Origin of the sequence: Zoogloea dura, from assembly GCF_012927165.1 — a bacterium.
Taxonomy (GTDB): Bacteria; Pseudomonadota; Gammaproteobacteria; order Burkholderiales; family Rhodocyclaceae; genus Zoogloea; species Zoogloea dura.
On record NZ_JABBGA010000023.1, the window covers coordinates 36,317 to 52,617 of the forward strand.

15 protein-coding genes are annotated in these 16,301 nt (G+C 69.3%); 5 read left to right on the forward strand and 10 right to left on the reverse strand.

Features of this window, described 5'->3' with window-relative positions:
• From HHL15_RS20760 to HHL15_RS20770, 3 genes are all read left to right on the forward strand, one after another.
• Nucleotides 1-2,133: an oxidoreductase gene (locus HHL15_RS20760; protein WP_169147727.1), complete on the forward strand. Its 2,133-nt coding sequence runs from the start codon at nucleotides 1-3 to the stop codon at nucleotides 2,131-2,133.
• A gap of 165 nt (nucleotides 2,134-2,298) precedes the next feature.
• Entirely contained in the window at nucleotides 2,299-2,532 is a 234-nt protein-coding gene (locus tag HHL15_RS20765; RefSeq protein ID WP_235943552.1) for a ribbon-helix-helix domain-containing protein, read from the forward strand.
• 741 nt (nucleotides 2,533-3,273) lie between these two features.
• Nucleotides 3,274-3,792 carry an O-acetyl-ADP-ribose deacetylase gene (locus HHL15_RS20770; protein WP_169147729.1) on the forward strand — a complete coding sequence of 173 codons (519 nt, stop codon included), beginning with the start codon at nucleotides 3,274-3,276 and terminating at the stop codon, nucleotides 3,790-3,792.
• 29 nt (nucleotides 3,793-3,821) lie between these two features.
• Here HHL15_RS20770 and HHL15_RS20775 read toward each other — a convergent pair whose 3' ends face one another.
• The 9 genes from HHL15_RS20775 to HHL15_RS20815 all read right to left on the reverse strand — a co-directional run bounded on the left by HHL15_RS20775 (nucleotide 3,822) and on the right by HHL15_RS20815 (nucleotide 13,481).
• Entirely contained in the window at nucleotides 3,822-5,243 is a 1,422-nt protein-coding gene (locus tag HHL15_RS20775) for a DHA2 family efflux MFS transporter permease subunit (RefSeq protein ID WP_169147730.1), read from the reverse strand.
• 57 nt (nucleotides 5,244-5,300) lie between these two features.
• Complete coding sequence (locus tag HHL15_RS20780) at nucleotides 5,301-6,452, reverse strand: acyl-CoA dehydrogenase family protein (protein WP_169147731.1); 1,152 nt, start codon at nucleotides 6,450-6,452, stop codon at nucleotides 5,301-5,303.
• A 13-nt stretch (nucleotides 6,453-6,465) separates the two neighbouring features.
• Entirely contained in the window at nucleotides 6,466-7,695 is a 1,230-nt protein-coding gene (locus tag HHL15_RS20785) for an acyl-CoA dehydrogenase family protein (RefSeq protein WP_169147732.1), read from the reverse strand.
• Between the two features lie 24 nt (nucleotides 7,696-7,719).
• Nucleotides 7,720-8,886 carry an acyl-CoA dehydrogenase family protein gene (locus tag HHL15_RS20790; protein WP_169147733.1) on the reverse strand — a complete coding sequence of 389 codons (1,167 nt, stop codon included), beginning with the start codon at nucleotides 8,884-8,886 and terminating at the stop codon, nucleotides 7,720-7,722.
• A 10-nt stretch (nucleotides 8,887-8,896) separates the two neighbouring features.
• Entirely contained in the window at nucleotides 8,897-10,075 is a 1,179-nt protein-coding gene (locus HHL15_RS20795) for a lipid-transfer protein (RefSeq protein WP_169147734.1), read from the reverse strand.
• A 16-nt stretch (nucleotides 10,076-10,091) separates the two neighbouring features.
• The gene (locus HHL15_RS20800; RefSeq protein WP_169147735.1) at nucleotides 10,092-10,511 is read right to left on the reverse strand and encodes a MaoC family dehydratase; all 420 of its coding nucleotides are present in this window, start codon (nucleotides 10,509-10,511) and stop codon (nucleotides 10,092-10,094) included.
• Nucleotides 10,483-11,616, reverse strand: a complete 1,134-nt coding sequence (locus HHL15_RS20805; RefSeq protein WP_169147736.1) for an acyl-CoA dehydrogenase family protein — start codon at nucleotides 11,614-11,616, stop codon at nucleotides 10,483-10,485. Before HHL15_RS20805 ends, HHL15_RS20800 begins: the two co-directional genes overlap by 29 nt.
• A gap of 10 nt (nucleotides 11,617-11,626) precedes the next feature.
• The gene (locus HHL15_RS20810) at nucleotides 11,627-12,613 is read right to left on the reverse strand and encodes a bifunctional MaoC family dehydratase N-terminal/OB-fold nucleic acid binding domain-containing protein (RefSeq protein WP_235943554.1); all 987 of its coding nucleotides are present in this window, start codon (nucleotides 12,611-12,613) and stop codon (nucleotides 11,627-11,629) included.
• 76 nt (nucleotides 12,614-12,689) lie between these two features.
• Nucleotides 12,690-13,481, reverse strand: coding sequence for an SDR family oxidoreductase (locus HHL15_RS20815; protein WP_169147737.1), 792 nt, complete (start codon nucleotides 13,479-13,481; stop codon nucleotides 12,690-12,692).
• Between the two features lie 185 nt (nucleotides 13,482-13,666).
• Here HHL15_RS20815 and HHL15_RS20820 point away from each other — a divergent pair, with 185 nt between their 5' ends.
• Both HHL15_RS20820 and HHL15_RS20825 read left to right on the forward strand, forming a co-directional pair.
• Entirely contained in the window at nucleotides 13,667-14,503 is an 837-nt protein-coding gene (locus tag HHL15_RS20820; RefSeq protein WP_169147738.1) for an SDR family NAD(P)-dependent oxidoreductase, read from the forward strand.
• Between the two features lie 207 nt (nucleotides 14,504-14,710).
• Entirely contained in the window at nucleotides 14,711-15,214 is a 504-nt protein-coding gene (locus HHL15_RS20825) for a hypothetical protein (RefSeq protein WP_169147739.1), read from the forward strand.
• Between the two features lie 16 nt (nucleotides 15,215-15,230).
• Here HHL15_RS20825 and HHL15_RS20830 read toward each other — a convergent pair whose 3' ends face one another.
• Entirely contained in the window at nucleotides 15,231-16,292 is a 1,062-nt protein-coding gene (locus HHL15_RS20830) for an alkene reductase (protein WP_169147740.1), read from the reverse strand.
• Between the last annotated feature and the right edge of the window lie 9 nt (nucleotides 16,293-16,301).

Here is a 16,301-nt window from a genome sequence, read left to right on the forward strand (position 1 = left end):
ATGGGCACTTTCGACAATCTGCTGCGCCCTGGCCACATCGGCCGCATGGAACTGCGCAACCGCATCGTGATGGCCCCGATGGGCTCCAACTTTGCCGAGGCCGACGGGACCTGCGGGGAGCGCATCCAGGCCTATTACGAGGCCCGTGCCGCCGGTGGCGCCGGGCTGCTGATCATGGGCGTGTGCGCCATCGCCTATCCGGCCGGCACCGCCGAGCCTTTCCAGGTGGGGGTCTCCGAGGAGCGCTTCGTCCCCGGCCTGGCGGCCCTGGCCGAGCGGGTGCATCGCCACGGCGCCAAGCTGGCCATGCAGCTGCAGCACGCCGGCAAGACGGCCGTGCGCGACATGGCCGAGGGGCGCGAGCTGTGGGTGCCATCGATGCCACCGCCGCTCAAGACCGACATGATGCAGGCCCTGACCCGCGAAGAACTGGGCGCCTTCATCAGCTCCAGCAAGCGCCGCGAGAGCGGCGGCGTGGCCATCCGGGTGATGGACAAGGCCGACATCGCGCAGATGGCCGAGTGGTTCGCCGCTGCCGCCGAGCGGGCCCGCCGGGCCGGCTTCGACGGGGTGGAGCTCCACGCCGCCCACAGCTACATCATCGCCGGCTTCCTGTCCCCCTATTACAACAAGCGCGACGACGAGTACGGCGGCTCCCTGGAAAACCGGGCGCGCATGCTGCTGGAAGTGATCGCCGCCGTGCGCGCGCGGGTGGGCGCCGACTTTCCGGTGTGGCTGCGCCTGGATGCGGAGGAGATCCGCACCCCCGGCGGCATCACCCTGGACGACGCCAAGGCCGTGGCGCGGATGGCCGAGGCGGCCGGCGTGGACGCGGTGAGCGTGTCGGCCTACGCCAACACCAGCACCGGGGTGGCCTTCACCGAGGCGCCCCTGGTCCAGCAGAAGGCGGGCTTCCTGCCCTGGGCAGCCGAGATCAAGGCCGGGCTGCAGATCCCGGTGATCGCCGTCGGGCGCCTGGAGCCGGAGGTGGCCGATACCGCCATCGGTGCCGGCCAGTGCGACTTCGTGGCCATGGCGCGCAAACTGCTGGCCGACCCGGAGCTGCCCCGCAAGCTCGTCGAGAACCGCCCGGAGGACATCCGCCCCTGCATCTACTGCTACGCCTGCGTCAGCCAGATCTTCATCAACCAGCGGGTCAAGTGCGCGGTGAATCCCCTCACCGGCCATGAGTTCGAGACCCGCCTGAACCCCGTGGCCACGCCTGCCCACATCGTGGTGGTGGGCGGTGGCCCGGCCGGCCTGGAGGCGGCCCGGGTCGCTGCGCTGCGCGGCCACCGGGTGACCCTGGTCGAGCGCAGCGGACGGCTCGGCGGCACCCTCTTCTTCGCCGGCCTGGCCTATGCCGAGAACGGCGCCCTGCTCGACCACCTGGTGCGCCAGGTGAAGAAGCTGCCGATCCAGCTGATGCTGGGCACCGCCGCCACCCCTGCCCTGCTCCGCGAGCTCAAGGCCGATGCGGTGATCGTCGCCACCGGCGCCGAACGCAGCGCCCCGGCCATCCCCGGCGCAGAGCAGGACCACGTGTGGTCCGGCGACGAACTGCGCCGCCTGATGACCGACGACCGGGCCGAGGAGATCGCCAAGCGCAAGCTGTCCTTCGGTCAGCGCGCGCTGATGAAGGCCGGCAGCCTGGCCGGCGTCACCGACAGCAGCGACGCCATCCAGAACCTGTCGCGCCTGTGGATGCCCCTGGGCAAGCGCGTCGCCATCATCGGCGGCGGGCTGGTCGGCCTCGAGCTGGCGGAGTTCCTGGTGGAGCGCGGCCGCCAGGTGAGCGTGCTGGAAGAAGGCCCCAGCCTCGGCCGGGAGCTGTCGATCGTGCGGCGCTGGCGGGTGCTGGACAGCCTGCGCCAGCACAAGGCCGAGCTGCTGACCCAGGCCACGGTGACCGACATCGGCAGCAAGGCGGTGAGCTACACCACCCAGGACGGCGAAACCCGCAGCCTGCCCGCCGATTCCGTGGTGCTGGCCATCGGCGCCCGCCCGGACGACCGGCTGGCCAAGGAGCTGGAAAGCGTCAGGGTGCCGGTGATCACCGCCGGCGACGGCGCCGCCATCGGCTACATCGAAGGCGCCCTGGCCTCCGGCTTCGCGGCGGGCAACCGGGTGTGAGGGCCAGGCCCGGGCAGGGCATGTAATGTGTCAGATGACGGGTCGGGCGGATCCTGGTTCGGGATGCCGCCGGGCCCACCCTACCCTTCATCCCGTCGTCGTCTGGATCGGGAAGACCGGCTTGCCAATTTTTGGCAGGCCCTCTAGCCTGCAGGCATGAGCACGATGAACATTTCCTTTCCCGACGCCCTGAAGTCTTTTGTCGACGAACAGGTCAGCCAGCGCGGCTATGGCACGAGCAGCGAGTACGTACGCGAGTTGATCCGCAAGGACCAGGATCGGGTGCATCTGCGCGGCCTGCTCCTGGCAGGTGCCTCTTCCGCCCCCACAGCGCCGGCCGACGGCGCCTACTTCGAAGACCTGCGGGACCGCGTGCGCAAGGCTGGCCCCAAAGGGTGAAGGCCAAGCCGGTCATCCCGCGGGATCAGGCCAACCCGACGTTGATGCAGCCATTGCCTTCTATCTGAATGAAGGTGGGACGCGAGCCGCCCCAGGCTTCATCGATCACAACAGATCATCCATTCACAGCACCTCAATGCCCGGCACTTCCCGGTACAGGAAAATCGAGGCCGACAGCGCCTGAGTTTACGTCTCCGTACTTCTTAGTCACAAACCACTGGCCTGCTCCGCATGATGAAGACCTCAATCGCACTCATAGTTGTCGCCACAACAGTATCCGCTTGCGGAGGCCTCGAAACGAAGGCTATGCACATCAACCTAGGCGATGCCAAGGAAAAGGTTGTTTCGCTAATGGGTCCTCCTGATGATCGTCAAGTGAAGGATACGAACGAAGCTTGGCAGTACTGCCAAACTGGTGCTGGCTTCGGATGGCACGACTATCGGATCATTTGGTTCAGAAACGGAAAGGTCACCGGACTCAACTCGTACAAGAGCACTCGTCCGGGTTCTTCCTGCATGGCAGACATCAAACAAGTGCGCTGGGAGGATGCCCCGGATACAGTGGTTGAGATTCGGAAACGATAGACGATCCCGCCTGCAGAATGCGGTCTCCTCCTTCCCAAGCCAAGCACCCGTCTGTTGAGTCCGGCTTAGCGAGCGTTAGAGACCAAGCAGGCTACGGTTTTTAGGGCCCCACAGACGCTAGGCGCCGGTTACCCCCCAACGCCATACCCCGTCACCATGCCCGCACGAATCCTCTCCATTGAAGCCGATATCACCACGCTGGCGGTAGATGCCATCGTCAATGCCGCCAACTCGTCCCTGCTCGGGGGCGGTGGCGTGGACGGCGCCATTCATCGTGCCGCCGGCCCCGAACTGGTTCATGAATGCCGGCGACTGGGTGGCTGCAGGACGGGCGATGCCAGGATCACCGGGGGCTATCGCCTGCCTGCCCGTTTCGTCATCCACACGGTGGGGCCCGTCTGGCGCGGCGGCGAGAACGGAGAGCCGGCACTCCTCGCAGCGTGCTACCGACGTTCGATCGAAGTCGCCGCCGCCGAGGGGCTGGCGACGATCGCCTTTCCCAGCATCAGCACGGGCGTTTATGGCTACCCGATCGAACTGGCCGCCCCTGTCGCGGTGGCCAGCGTGCGGGCGGCGGCCTCCGCCTTCCCCGGGATCCGGGAGATCACCTTCGCGTGTTTTTCGGCCGCAGACCTGGCGGTCTACGAATCGGTCCTGGGCCGGCCCGCGCCCTAACCGTCCGGCCATCCCGCCTACCGGCGGCCTCACTCCCGTGGTTTCATCCGCAGCGCCGCTACCGTGGCGAGCAGGAAGGTCGCGGTGAGGAGCAGGAAGGCTTCCGAGTAAGCGGCGTCGATACCGCGAGGGGTCACGCCATACACAGTGATCCGCCATTCCACGAAGACCGCCACGATGGCGATGCCCAGCACGCCGCCAAGCTGGCGGACGTAGTTGTTGACCATCGAGGCCTCGCCCATCAGGCGGGGCTGGAGGTGGCGCAGGGTGGCGAGGGTCAGGGCCGGGATGATCAGGCCCAGGCCGACGCGCCCGATCATCGTGTCCCACAGGATCTCGGCATAGCTCACCGCGCTGCCGCGCAGGCCGAAGTAGAGGAAGGACAGGCCGAAGACCAGCAGCCCGGCCACCGTGATCCAGCGCGGCGAGTGCCGATCGGCCACCACGCCGGCCAGCGGGATGGTGGCGGCCAGCACGAAGCCGGAGGGCATCAGGGCCAGGCCGGCGGGGGTGGCGCCGAAGCCCAGGGCGTTCTGCAGGAAGACCGGGATCAGGTAGCTCGAGGCATACACCCCGACCCCGTAAGCGAAGGACACCAGGATGCCCATCGCGAAGGCGCGCTCGCGGAACAGCTCCAGGGAGAAGATCGGCGCCACCGCCCGCCCGGCGTGGCGGACGAAGAGGCCGGCCGACAGCAGCGCGATGCCCGATTGCACCAGGCTCCAGGTGGCCAGCGGGCCGGCCTCGCGCAGGCTGGCCACCCACTCGATCAGCACCAGGGTCATGACGCTCAGCAGGATCACCCCGTACCAGTCGAAGGGACGCCGCTGGAGGTCGTCCGCCCGGGGCAGCAGGTGGGCCGCCAGCAGGCCGGCGAGCAGGCAGAAGGGCACACTGAGCAGGAAGATCGACTGCCAGCCGAAGTGCTCCAGCAGCACGCCGGCCAGGGTCGGCGCCACCGCCGGAGCCAGCACGATGCCGAAGCTGAGCAGCCCGGTCGCCCTGCCCTGCCGGCCAGGTGGAAAGAGGCGCATCACCACCACCATCGACAGGGGTTGCTGCACGCCGGCGGCGGCCCCCTGCAGCAGGCGGATCGCCACGGTCCCGGCAAAATCGCTGACCAGGGCACCGGCCAGGCTGGTCAGCCCGAGGAACAGCACCGTCCCCAGGAAGACCCGCCGGAAGCCGTAGCGCTCAAGCAGCCAGGGGGTGGGCAGCATGGCCACGGTCATCGCCGCCATGTAGCCGGTGATGACCCACTGGACCCGGTCCTGCCCCATGCCCCAGTAGGCGCCCATCGCCGGCACCGCCACGCTGAAGCTGGTGGTGGCGAGCACCGCGGCGATCACCCCGATGGCCACGGTGAGCAGGGCCAGCCAGCGGTAGCGCTCGCCGTGGCGGGCGAACAGCTCGTCGCGGCTGGGGGCGACGGGCAGGAGGAGGCTCAGCATGGCCGCATCCGGCGGGGGCCGGCGTGGAGCGGCGGGTGACCGACGACCCGCGCCATCTCAGCCCTCCCGGCCGGCGTCGGCGTAGCGCTGGCAATGGAAATCCCCATCGCCGAGGCAGGCCTGGGCCACCCGGATGCGCTTCAGGAACAGACCCACGTCCAGCTCGTCGGTGACGCCCATGCCGCCATGCATCTGCACCGCCTCGCGGCTGACCAGGTGGGCGACCTGGCCGGCCTTCCATTTGGCCAGGCTGACCAGGCGGGCGCGGCCGGCTGCGTCGAGGGAGGCGTCGTCGAGGGCGGCGAGCCCGGCCATGACCGTGCTGCGTGCCAGCTGCAGGTGGGTGTAGCACCAGGCGGCCCGGTGCTGCAGGGCCTGGAAGGAGCCGATCGGCACGTCGAACTGGACCCGCGTCTTCAGATACTCGACGGTGGTGTCAAACAGGGCCTGGGACGCACCCAGCAGCTCGGCGGCCAGGCACACCCGACCCCGGTCGAGGGCCGCGTCCAGGCCGGCCCAGGCTTGCCCCTCGGCCCCCAGCAGGCTGGCGGCCTCCACCTGTACCGCGTCCAGGCGCAGCCGGGCGTGATTTCGGGAATCCACCAGTTTCATCGGCGAGACCCGCAGACCGGCCGCATCGGCGGGAACCAGGAAGAGGCTCAGCCCGGCGATGTCACCTGGCTGCCCGGCGGTACGGGCGAGCACCACGAAGGCGTCGGCGCCGATGCCGTCCACCACGAAGACCTTGTCACCCGTCAGCACCCAGCCCTGCCCTTCACGGCAGGCCGCCAGGGCGGTGTTGGCCGGGGCGTGGCGGGGCTGTTCGTCCACCGCCAGGGCGATGCGCCGGTCGCCGGCGATCAGGGCCGGCAGCCATTCGGCCTGCTGCGCGGGCGAACCGGCCAGCTCCACAGCAGAGCCGCCCAGCACGATGCTGGAGAGCAGCGGTGCAGCACTGAGCTTGCCGCCAATCTGCTCGAAGACAGCGCCCAGGCCCTTGCAGCCGAAGTCCAGGCCGCCGAGGGACTCGGGAAAGGGGATGGCGCTCCACCCCAGGTTCACCATCTCCCGCCACAGGGCCGGGTCGAAGCCTTGGGCCGCCCCCTCGTCACGCAAGCGACGCTGGGCGCTGACCGGGCTCCTGGCGGCCAGGAACTCGCTGGCGGTGTCGGCCAGCAGGCGCTGCTCTTCGGAATAAACCAGACTCATGCTCACCGCCTCCTTACTTGCTCTGTTTGCCTTCGGGCAGCTCGAGCACCCGCTTGGCGATGACGTTCAGCTGCACCTCGGACGAACCGCCGGCGATGGTCTGGGCAAAGCTGCCCAGCCAGGCCTTGCTCAGGGCCAACTCCTGTTCGGTGAATTCATCCCCCTCCCAGCCCAGGGCGCGATGACCCATCAGGTCGAGGAGGATCTCGAACTTGTCCTTCTCCTGCTCGGAGTGCACCAGCTTCATGATGGACATCAGCCCGGACACGTTCTGGCGGGCGCGCATCTCCTCGCCCATGCGCTGCACGGTGAGGGTGTAGCTGTGCTCCTCCATCGACATCGCCACGGCGCGGGCGCGCAGGGCGATGTCGGCCGGCGCGGCGGCTGATGTGGCAGCTGAGGTGGCAGCCCCAACCGGCGGCAGGTAGCGCTCCGCCAGGCTCATCAGGTCGAAGTGGGTCGGCAGGCTGAACTCGCCGAACTTGGACATGGCCCGCCGCTCGTGCTGGAGCAGGGCCTTGGCCAGGGTCCAGCCGCCGTGGAGGGGGCCGATCAGCTGGCCCTTGGGCACGTTCACGTTGTCGAAGAAGACCTGGCAGAAGGACGACTTGCCGCTGATCAGGTCGATGGGCGTGACGGTGATGCCGGGCGACTGCATGTCCAGCACGATCAGGCTGATGCCCTGGTGCTTGGGCGCCGCCGGATCGGTGCGCACCAGGGCGTACATCCAGTCGGACTTGTCGCCGTAGGAGGTCCAGATCTTGGTGCCGTTCACCAGGAAGTGGTCGCCCTGGTCCACCGCCGAGGTCTTCAGGCTGGCCAGGTCGGAGCCCGCGTTGGGCTCCGAGAAGCCCTGGCACCAGCGGATCTCGCCGCGGGTCATGGGCTTGAGCAGGGCCTGCTTCTGTTCTTCCGTGCCGAACTCCAGGATCACCGGGCCGAGCATCCAGATGCCCAGGTTGATCTGCGCCGGGCGGCAGTGGAGGCGGCGCATCTCGGCCTCCAGCACCGCGGTCTGCTCGGCGCTCAGGCCACCACCGCCGTACTCGGCCGGCCAGTCGGGGGCGAACCAGCCCTTGTCGCGCATGCGCTCGAACCACAGACGCTGGTCATCGGACTGGAAGCTGAGCTTCCGGCCGCCGAAGATCAGCGCCCCGTCCGGCGTCGGGGTGCGCATGGCCGGCGGGCAGTTGGCCTCCAGCCAGGCGCGGACTTCCTTGCGGAACTCGTCAATCGTGCTCATCGCTTCATCCTTGTGTGCCCGGGCCTACATGGCCCGGGGCATGCCCAGACCGAACTGGGCGATCAGTCCGCGCTGGATCTCGTTGGTGCCGCCGCCGAAGGTGAGGGTCACCGAGGCGCGCAGTTCGTATTCCAGCTCACCCAGCAGCACGGCTGCCGCCGAGCCGGCGCGCACCAGGCCAGCAGCACCGACGATCTCCGACAGCTTGCGCAGGATCTCGATGGCCGACTCGGAACCATACACCTTGGTGCTGGAGGCCAGCGCCACGTCCATCTGGCCCCGTTCAAGATCCGCCGCAATACGGAAGTTGATCAGCCGCATGGCCTCCAGCCGGGCGTAGCACTCGGCCAGCAGGCTGCGCACCCAGGGTGCGTCGGTGGCGCGCCGGCCGCTCTCGTCCCTGGCCTTGGCCCACAACAGGACGCGGCGGTACAGGCCCACCACCTTGTCGGACCAGGCGCCCAGGCCGAGGCGCTCATGGTTGAGCTGGGAGGTGACCAGTTGCCAACCTCCGTTGAGCCTGCCCACCAGCATGTCGGCGGGGACGCGCACGTTATCGTAATAGGTGGCGGCCGTCGGGTTGCTGCAGGTGGGGATCACCGTGTGGGAGAAACCGGCTTCCTGCGTATCCAGGATCAGGATCGAGATGCCCTTGTGGCGCGGCAGCGCCGGGTCGGTGCGGGCCGCCAGCCAGATGTAGTCGGCGGCCTCGGCACCGGAGGTCCACAGCTTGTTGCCATTGACCAGGAAGTGGTCGCCTTCCAGCCGGGCGGTGGTCTTGAGGGCCGCCAGGTCGGAGCCGGCGCCCGGCTCGGAATAGCCGATGGAGAACAGGATCTCGCCAGCGGCGATGCCCTGCAGGAACTGCGCCTTCTGCTTGTCGGTGCCGAACTCCATGAGGGCCGGGCCGACGGTGCTGATGGTCACGAAGGGCAGCGGCGCTCCGGCGATGTTGGCTTCCTCGAAGAAGATCAGCTGCTCGGTGGCGGTGTAGCCCTGGCCGCCGTGCGCCTTCGGCCAGCCGAGGGCCAGCCAGCCGTCGCGGCCCATCCGGCGGATGGTGTCGCGGTACAGCGTGCCGCCCTCGACACCGCGCAGGGCGGCACGAAGTTCGGGCGTCATCAGGTTCTGGAAGTAGTCCCGCACCTTGAGGCGCAGGGCGTGCTGTTCGGGGGTCAGATCGACGAACATGGCATCCTCCTCAGGCGCAACCCAGGATCAGGCCGCTGGTGGGCACGCCGGTACCGGCGGTGACCAGCACGTTCTCCACGCCGGCCACCTGGTTGGCCGCCGTGCCGCGCACCTGGCGCACCGCCTCGGCAACACCGTTCATGCCGTGGATGTAGGCCTCGCCGAGCTGGCCGCCGTGGGTGTTGATGGGCAGTGTGCCGCCCCGCGCATGGTGGCCGGCGCGCACGAAATCCTTGGCCTCGCCGCGCTTGCAGAAACCGAACTCCTCCAGCTGGGGCAGCACGAAGGGGCTGAAGTGGTCGTAGATCACCGCGGTCTGGAAGGCGTCGGGGCCGAGGCCGGACTGGGCATAGAGCGCCTTCGCCACCACGCCCATCTCCGGCAGGCCGGTGATGTCGTCGCGGTAGTAGGAGGTCATGCTCTGCTGGCCCTCGGTGATGCCCTGGGAGCCCGCCTTGATGACAACCGGCCTCTGCTTCAGGTCGCGGGCCCGTTCGACGGAGGTGATGACCATCGCCACAGCGCCGTCGGACTCCTGGCAGCAGTCAAGCAGGCGCAGAGGTTCGGCGATCCACTTGGACGCCTGGTGCTCCTCCAGGGTGATGGGCTTGCCGTAGAAGAAGGCCGCCGGGTTGGTGGCGGCGAAGTCGCGCACGGCCACCGAGACGCGGCCGAAATCCTCGGTGGTGGCGCCGTAGCTGTGCATGTAGCGCTGGGCGAACATGCCCACCCAGGCCGCCGGGGTGTGGAAGCCGTAGGGCATGTACCAGCCGTAGTTCACGTTCTCGAAGATCGGCGTGGCGCCAAAACCGTAGTCGCCGGTCCCGAAGCGGTACCAGGAGCGCTCGTTCATGGCCCGGAAGACCACCACCGTCTTGGCCAGGCCGGTGGCCACCGCCATGGCGGCATGCACCAGCGGCGCGCAGGCGGCGCCGCCCCCGTGGGGGATCTGGGAGAAGAACTTGACGTTCTTGCAGCCCAGCAGGCGGGCGATCTCGTACTCCGGCACCTTGTCCATGGTGTAGGAGCTGAAGCCCTCCACCTCGGCGGGGTCGATGCCCGCGTCAGCCAGGGCGGCCAGTACGGCCTCCATGGCCAGGCGCAGTTCGGTCCGGCCGGAGTTCTTGGAGAATTCGGTGGCGCCCAGGCCGGCAATGGCGGCGCGACCGGCGATGTTCATGTCGTTCATCTGCATCTGCTCCCGCTCAGGGCAGCACCAGCGTGGCCGTGCCGGTCACGTGGTTGCCCATGGAATTCCTGCCCTTGAGGCTCACCACCACCGTGCGGCTGGCCGCATCGGTGTGGGTCACCTCGCCCGTGAAGCTCATCGTGTCACCCGGGTAGTTGGGCGCGCCGAGCTTGATCTTCAGGTCCTTGAAGACGGCGGCGGGGCCGGCCCACTCTTCGACATAGCGCTGGGCCAGGCCGCTGGTGGTGAGGATGTTCATGAAGACGTGGGGCGAACCCAGGGCCAGTGCGGCGTCCTTGTCGTGGTGGCCGGGGAAGTAGTCTCGGGTGGCGATGGCACCGCTGGCGATGAGGGCCACGGTGATGGGGATCGGAAGCGCCGGCAGGGTCTCGCCGGGGCGCACTGTGTCAAAGCGACGGGTGTTCTGCGAGGTCATATTTCCATCCCAGCGTATCGTTGTTGGCGAGCCAGTCGCCCAGGCGTTCCAGGGTGGCGGCACTGCCGCCGAGGGCCAGGCCGAGGGCCCGGCTCCAGTAGAGGTAGCGGTGGATCGGGTAGGTGAGATCGACGCCGATGCCTCCATGCACGTGCTGGGCACGGTGGCCTACCAGGTGGCCCGTCTCGCAGGCCAGGTAGCGGGTGGCCAGCGCCTCGGGGCCCGCCGGCAGGCCGGCGTCGAGCCGATACACCAGCTGCCACAACGCGGAGCGCAGGGCCTCGATGGCCATGTGGGCGTCGGCGAGGCTCATCTGCACGGCCTGGAAGCTGCCGATCGGGCGCTCGAACTGGACCCGCTCAGCCACATAGGCCACGGTGCGGCGCAGCTGTTCGGCGCTGACCCCGAGCTGCAGGGCCGCCAGGGCGGCGATGGCCCGCGGTTCCAGCCAGGCCAGGGCGGCCTCCGGCAGCAGGTCGGCGCGGCTCAGCAGGACGCCGTGGCACTGGAGTCCGGCCACGCCTTCACCGTGGGTCAGCACGCCGGCGACCCTGTCGACACCCGGCGCGTCCAGCCGCAACAGCGCCAGGCGCAGGCCCTCCGGGGTGCGGGCAGGCAGCAGCACCGCCGCCGACTCCATGCCCAGGGGCACGGCCGCCACCTGGCCGTGGAGGGCGAAGCCGTCGCCTTCGGCACGCGCCTCCAGGCTTACGCCGGAGGCACTGGCCAGGCCGTCCAGCGCCACACTCAGCAGGCACTCGCCGGCCACCGCCTGGCCGATCAGGGCCTGGTGGGACGGACCGCCGAAGCGGGCCAGGGCTGCGGTGGCGATCTGGTGCCGCCACAGGGGTACCAGGCCCAGGCTGCGTCCCTGGGCCTCGAGCACCAGCATCAGCTCGGTCATCCCCAGGCCGCTGCCGCCGGCCTCCTCGGGGATGGCCAGGGCGTGCAGGCCGGTCTCGACACACTGGGCCCACAGGTCGGCCATCCAGGTCTCGCCGGAGCTGGTGAAGGCGCGCAGGCGGTCGTCGCTGCACAGGTCGCCGAACAGGCTGCCCGCCATGTCGGCAATGGCGCGCTGGTCATCGCTCAGTTGGAAATCCATGGCTGTCTCCTCAAGGCTCGAGCGGCCGGAACATGGGGAGGGTCAGCCCGTCGTCGAAGGTCTGGAACTCCACCTTGACGCGCTGGCCGATGCGGATCTCGTCCCGCTTGACCCCCACCAACCCGGCGATCAGGCGCACGCCTTCGTCCAGCTCGATCAGGCCTACCGGGTTGGGGTAGTCGAAGGGCGGGACCTCGGGGTAGTGCATCACCACGAAGGAGTAGAGCTGACCGGTACCGGCGGCCTCCACGTAGTCCCACTCGAAGGAATGACAGCTGGAACACACCGGCCCCGGCGGATGGCGCAGGCTGCCGCAGCCCTTGCAGCGCTGGATGCGCAGCTGGCCGGCGTCGACGCCTTCCCAGAAGAAGCGGGTGTCGTCGCTGATGCCGGGCCGGGGGCGCTTGTACTTGGGCAGGGCAGCGGCCGCGTTGCCCTCCTCCACTGGTTTGACCGGGTTGGCCAGGTTAGCCGGGCGGAACTTGAAGACGCGGAACAGCAAGGAGCCGACCTTCTCGTCGCCCATCGGCTTCTCGGAGAAGAAGCTCATCACCAGGGTCACGAAGAAGCCGGTGCCCAGGGCGGTGGTCTTCTGCTCGCCCACCGCGTCCAGGCGGGTGGTGTAGTAGAGGCGCTCGCCCGGCTTCACGTAGCGCTCGAAGCTCAGGTCGGAGTTGACCGCCACCACCGAGGCGTAGCCCTGGCCTTCCATCAGCTTGAGGACCTCGTAGGGGTTCTCGGTGGTGGAGCCCGGCGGGTAGTTGTTCATGTGCAGGCCCTCCAGGCACCAGGCCTGGAGCATGGCCGGCGGCGCCACGATGCCACCGTGTTCGGTGGTGGCCGCGTAGGCCGCATCGGTGTAGAGGGGGTTGCTCACCCCCATGACCTCGCACCACTGGCGGATCATGGGTTCATTCACCTGGTCCCAGGCGTAGACCCGGCCGTATTCGCGGCCGACCATTCCACGCACCTCGGACATCCAATCCTGTTCAGCCAAGTTATGTCTCCTGCACGTTAAGGGTTGCCGGAAACGTGGCGCCCGGACGGGGCCCCCGTTTCCTGTTGTCGATGCTTCAGTCGGTGTTGCTGGCCGCCAGAAAGGCCGGACGCTCGCCGCCCCCGTTCATCAGCAGGTTGGCGCCCGCCGCGTAGCCGGCCAGCGGCGAGGCGAGAAACAGGCAGGCGTTGCCGATGTCTTCCGGAGTGGCCAGACGGCCGGCGGGAATCGTCGATGCGACGGCGGCGATGCCGGCCTCGTCGCCAAAATGGAGGTGGGACTGCTCGGTGCGGACCAGACCGGGGCTCACCGTGAGCACCCGCACCTTCGGCGCCCACTCCACCGCCAGCGAGGTGGCCAGGGACACCACCCCGGCCTTGGCCGCCCCGTAGGCCGCGGTACCCGGCGAGGGGCGCAGGGCGCTGATGCTGCCGATGAAGAGGATCGTGCCGCCCTCCTCCTGGCCCTGCATGAGGGCGTTGGCCTGCTGGGCCACGTGGAGGGGAGCGATCAGGTTGAGGCGGATGATGCCCTCGTGAAAACGCGGCGACGCCGTGTCGGCCAGCGCGTGGGGCGCCCCGCCGGCGTTGTTCACCACCACGTCGAGGCGGCCGTGGCGCGCCCGGATCTCCCCGAACAGGGCCTGCAGGGATTCCACCTCGCGCACGTCGGCGGCGATGAACTCGGCTTCGGCCGCGCCCACCGTGGGCAGGCTGTCCGGGGTCTTGCGTCCGCACACCACCACCCGCGCACCCGCCGCCAGGAAACAGCGGGCGATGCCCGCGCCGATGCCCTTGGTGCCCCCGGTGACCAGGACCACCTTGCCGGTGTAATCGAGGACGGGTGCCCCGACTCGCTCGTCTGCCATGTCTGTGCTCCTTCCTTGTATGGATTGGAGTCTAGGGACAGGCCGGCAGGGCCTCGTCGTCTGAACGGACGATGGATGATCGGCCCGGCGCCGACAGTCAACCGGCGGCTGGTCCGAATTGACGATGCCCGCCAGCACCACCGCCCTACACTCGACGCTCCCAGGAAACAGGCAGGAGAGACGACATGAACAAGGTGGCATTCATCACCGGCGCCAGCCGGGGTATCGGCAAGGCCACGGCGCTGGCCTTCGCCCGGGCCGGTTACGACCTGGTCATCAGCGCCCGTACGCTGGATGACGGCGAGCGGCACAGCCATGCCCTGCGCCTGTCCGACGGCAGCGCCCTGCCCGGCAGCCTGGCGGCCACCGCCGCCGGGATCCGCGCGCTGGGCCGGCGGGTGCGCGAGATCCGCCTCGACCTGCTGGACGACACCTCGGTGCTGTCCGCCGCCGAGGTGGCCCTGCGCGCCTTCGGCCGGGTCGACGTGCTGGTGAACAATGCGATCTACCAGGGCAGCGACCTCAACCTGCCCTTCCTCGAACTGGAGCCGGCCACCCTCAAGCGGGTCTTCCAGGGCTATGTGATGGCGCCCTTCCTGCTCACCCGGGCGATCGTCGCCGGCATGCTGGAGAACGGCGGCGGCACCGTCATCAACGTGACCTCCGGCGCAGGCGAGAACGACCCGCCGGTGCCCGCCGCCAACGGTGGCTGGGGCTATGCCTACGGCGCCGGCAAGGCCGCCGTGTCGCGCCTGTCAGGGGTGCTGGTCACCGAACTCGGCGCGCGCGGCATCCGCGCCTTCACGTTGAACCCGGGCGTTGTGGACACGGAGGCCCTGCAGGCCACCATCGGCGCGAAGGGCGTGCAGGCCCTCGGCGGCCGGGTCGCCCCGCCCCAGGTCCCCGCCGATGTGATGGTGTGGCTGGCCGGTTCGCCAGACGCCGATGCCCTGCAGAAACGCACCCTCAACGCCCAGAGCCTGGCCCGGGAGCGTGGGTTGTGGGTACGCGAGGAGGCGTAGCCAGAACGGGTACGTTTGCTGCTAAGGGACGGAGACCTGCCTGCGGCAGCGGCCAGCCCGTCCTTCCGTGTGCGGAAAAGCGGTGCAATCCCCGCCGTCGTCTCCGGCAATCCATGCCGGGGCGGCAGAAAATGCCAGACGGGCACCCCCTCCACTCAGACCGTACGATGGATGCATCGCGCGGTCATCCGACACAGGAGCGCACAGATGAGCATCAGCAGCTTGAGCAGCACCGCCCTCGATGCATTGTCCTGGCTGAACGCGCAGGGCCGGCGCCCGGGCCTGCCGCAGGGCACGGAACCAGGGCGCGCGGCCGCCCCGGAGACGACGGCCACCCTCTCCCCCGAAGCCGTGGCGGCGAGCCGGAACACGGCACGCTCCGCAGGCCTGCAGAAAGTTATGGATGAAGTCCGGGCCGACCCTGCGTTCGGCCGGCAGTACCTCGGCCAGCTAGCCGGCGTCACCACCGACGGCCCGCTGCTGGACATCTCCCATCCGCCCGACATCCGGCTCTCGTCCACCGGCGAGCTGTGGACGGACGAGAAGCAGGCCCAGTACTCGGCGCTCAGCACCCATGTGATGCAGCAGCGGCGGGACATCATCAATGCCGGCCTGGCGGACGGCTCGGCGCCGGATGCGGTGCTGCAGCGCGTCTATGACTTCAACGACGCGCTGCCCCAGTGGTACAAGGACGGCATGAACTGGGCCTAGGCCCGGTCGGTCCGGCTCAGGCCGCTTCCGGATAGTCGGTGTAGCCCGCCGCGCCGGCGGTGTACAGGCTGCGCCGGTCGAAGCCGGCCAGGGGCAGGCCCTCCCGCAGGCGGCGCACCAGGTCCGGGTTGGCGATGAAGTGGCGGGCGAAGGACACCGCGTCGCCCTGCCCGGCCTGGATGGCCGCCTCGGCGCCGGGGCCGTCGAAACCGTCATTGAGGATCAGGCGGCCGGCAAAGTGCTCGCGCCCCAGGCTGAAGGCGTCGATCCCGGCCACCGGGGCGCGCATCACGTGCAGATAGGCCAGGCCCAGGCCGGCGGCCTGGCGGGCCAGTTCCAGATGGGTCTCCGCCGGCTTGTCGTCCGTGATGTCGTTGTAGCTGTTGCCGGGGTTCATGCGCAGGCCGACCCGGCCCGGCCCGATGGCATCGGCCATGGCCGCCAGGCACTCCAGCGGAAAGCGCACCCGCCCGGCCAGACTGCCACCGTACTCATCGCTGCGCCGGTTGCTGCCGGAGGCCATGAACTGCATGGGCAGGTAGCCGCTGGTGCAGTGCAGCTCCACCCCGTCGAAGCCCGCCGCCATGGCATTGCGGGCGGCCTGGGCGAATTCCTCCACCACGCCGCGCACCTCCTGGGTGCCCAGTGCGCGGGGCATGTCGCAAGCCTGCATGCCGGCACTGTCGGTGAAGATGTCCACCCGGGCCTGGATGGCCGACGGTGCGACGGTCTCGACGCCCTCGGGCTTGACGTGACGGCTGCCGATGCGACCGGCGTGCATCAGCTGCAGCACGATGCGCCCGCCACGGGCATGTACGGCCTCGGTCACCCTGCGCCAGCCGGCGATGTGGGCCGGGGTGACGATGCCGGGCTGGCGGCAGTAGGCCTGGCCGGCGGCGCTGGGCCAGGCGCCCTCGGCGACGATCAGGCCGGCCGACGCGCGGGCGGCGTAATGCTCGGCCATCAGGGGGCCGGGCGTACCGTCGGGCTCCGCCCGGTTGCGGGTCATCGGGGCCATCACGATGCGGTTGGCGAGGGCGATGTCCCCCAGCTGGAGGGGATCGAAAAGACGGGCCATGGGCATCCT

What these genes read in the sequence shown, in the direction of transcription:
- HHL15_RS20760 (WP_169147727.1), top strand. Translation starts at nt 1, where the DNA reads ATGGGCACTTTCGACAATCTGCTGCGCCCTGGCCACATCGGCCGCATG.
- HHL15_RS20765 (WP_235943552.1), top strand. Translation starts at nt 2,299, where the DNA reads ATGAACATTTCCTTTCCCGACGCCCTGAAGTCTTTTGTCGACGAACAG.
- HHL15_RS20770 (WP_169147729.1), top strand. Translation starts at nt 3,274, where the DNA reads ATGCCCGCACGAATCCTCTCCATTGAAGCCGATATCACCACGCTGGCG.
- HHL15_RS20775 (WP_169147730.1), bottom strand. Translation starts at nt 5,243, where the DNA reads ATGCTGAGCCTCCTCCTGCCCGTCGCCCCCAGCCGCGACGAGCTGTTC.
- HHL15_RS20780 (WP_169147731.1), bottom strand. Translation starts at nt 6,452, where the DNA reads ATGAGTCTGGTTTATTCCGAAGAGCAGCGCCTGCTGGCCGACACCGCC.
- HHL15_RS20785 (WP_169147732.1), bottom strand. Translation starts at nt 7,695, where the DNA reads ATGAGCACGATTGACGAGTTCCGCAAGGAAGTCCGCGCCTGGCTGGAG.
- HHL15_RS20790 (WP_169147733.1), bottom strand. Translation starts at nt 8,886, where the DNA reads ATGTTCGTCGATCTGACCCCCGAACAGCACGCCCTGCGCCTCAAGGTG.
- HHL15_RS20795 (WP_169147734.1), bottom strand. Translation starts at nt 10,075, where the DNA reads ATGAACGACATGAACATCGCCGGTCGCGCCGCCATTGCCGGCCTGGGC.
- HHL15_RS20800 (WP_169147735.1), bottom strand. Translation starts at nt 10,511, where the DNA reads ATGACCTCGCAGAACACCCGTCGCTTTGACACAGTGCGCCCCGGCGAG.
- HHL15_RS20805 (WP_169147736.1), bottom strand. Translation starts at nt 11,616, where the DNA reads ATGGATTTCCAACTGAGCGATGACCAGCGCGCCATTGCCGACATGGCG.
- HHL15_RS20815 (WP_169147737.1), bottom strand. Translation starts at nt 13,481, where the DNA reads ATGGCAGACGAGCGAGTCGGGGCACCCGTCCTCGATTACACCGGCAAG.
- HHL15_RS20820 (WP_169147738.1), top strand. Translation starts at nt 13,667, where the DNA reads ATGAACAAGGTGGCATTCATCACCGGCGCCAGCCGGGGTATCGGCAAG.
- HHL15_RS20825 (WP_169147739.1), top strand. Translation starts at nt 14,711, where the DNA reads ATGAGCATCAGCAGCTTGAGCAGCACCGCCCTCGATGCATTGTCCTGG.
- HHL15_RS20830 (WP_169147740.1), bottom strand. Translation starts at nt 16,292, where the DNA reads ATGGCCCGTCTTTTCGATCCCCTCCAGCTGGGGGACATCGCCCTCGCC.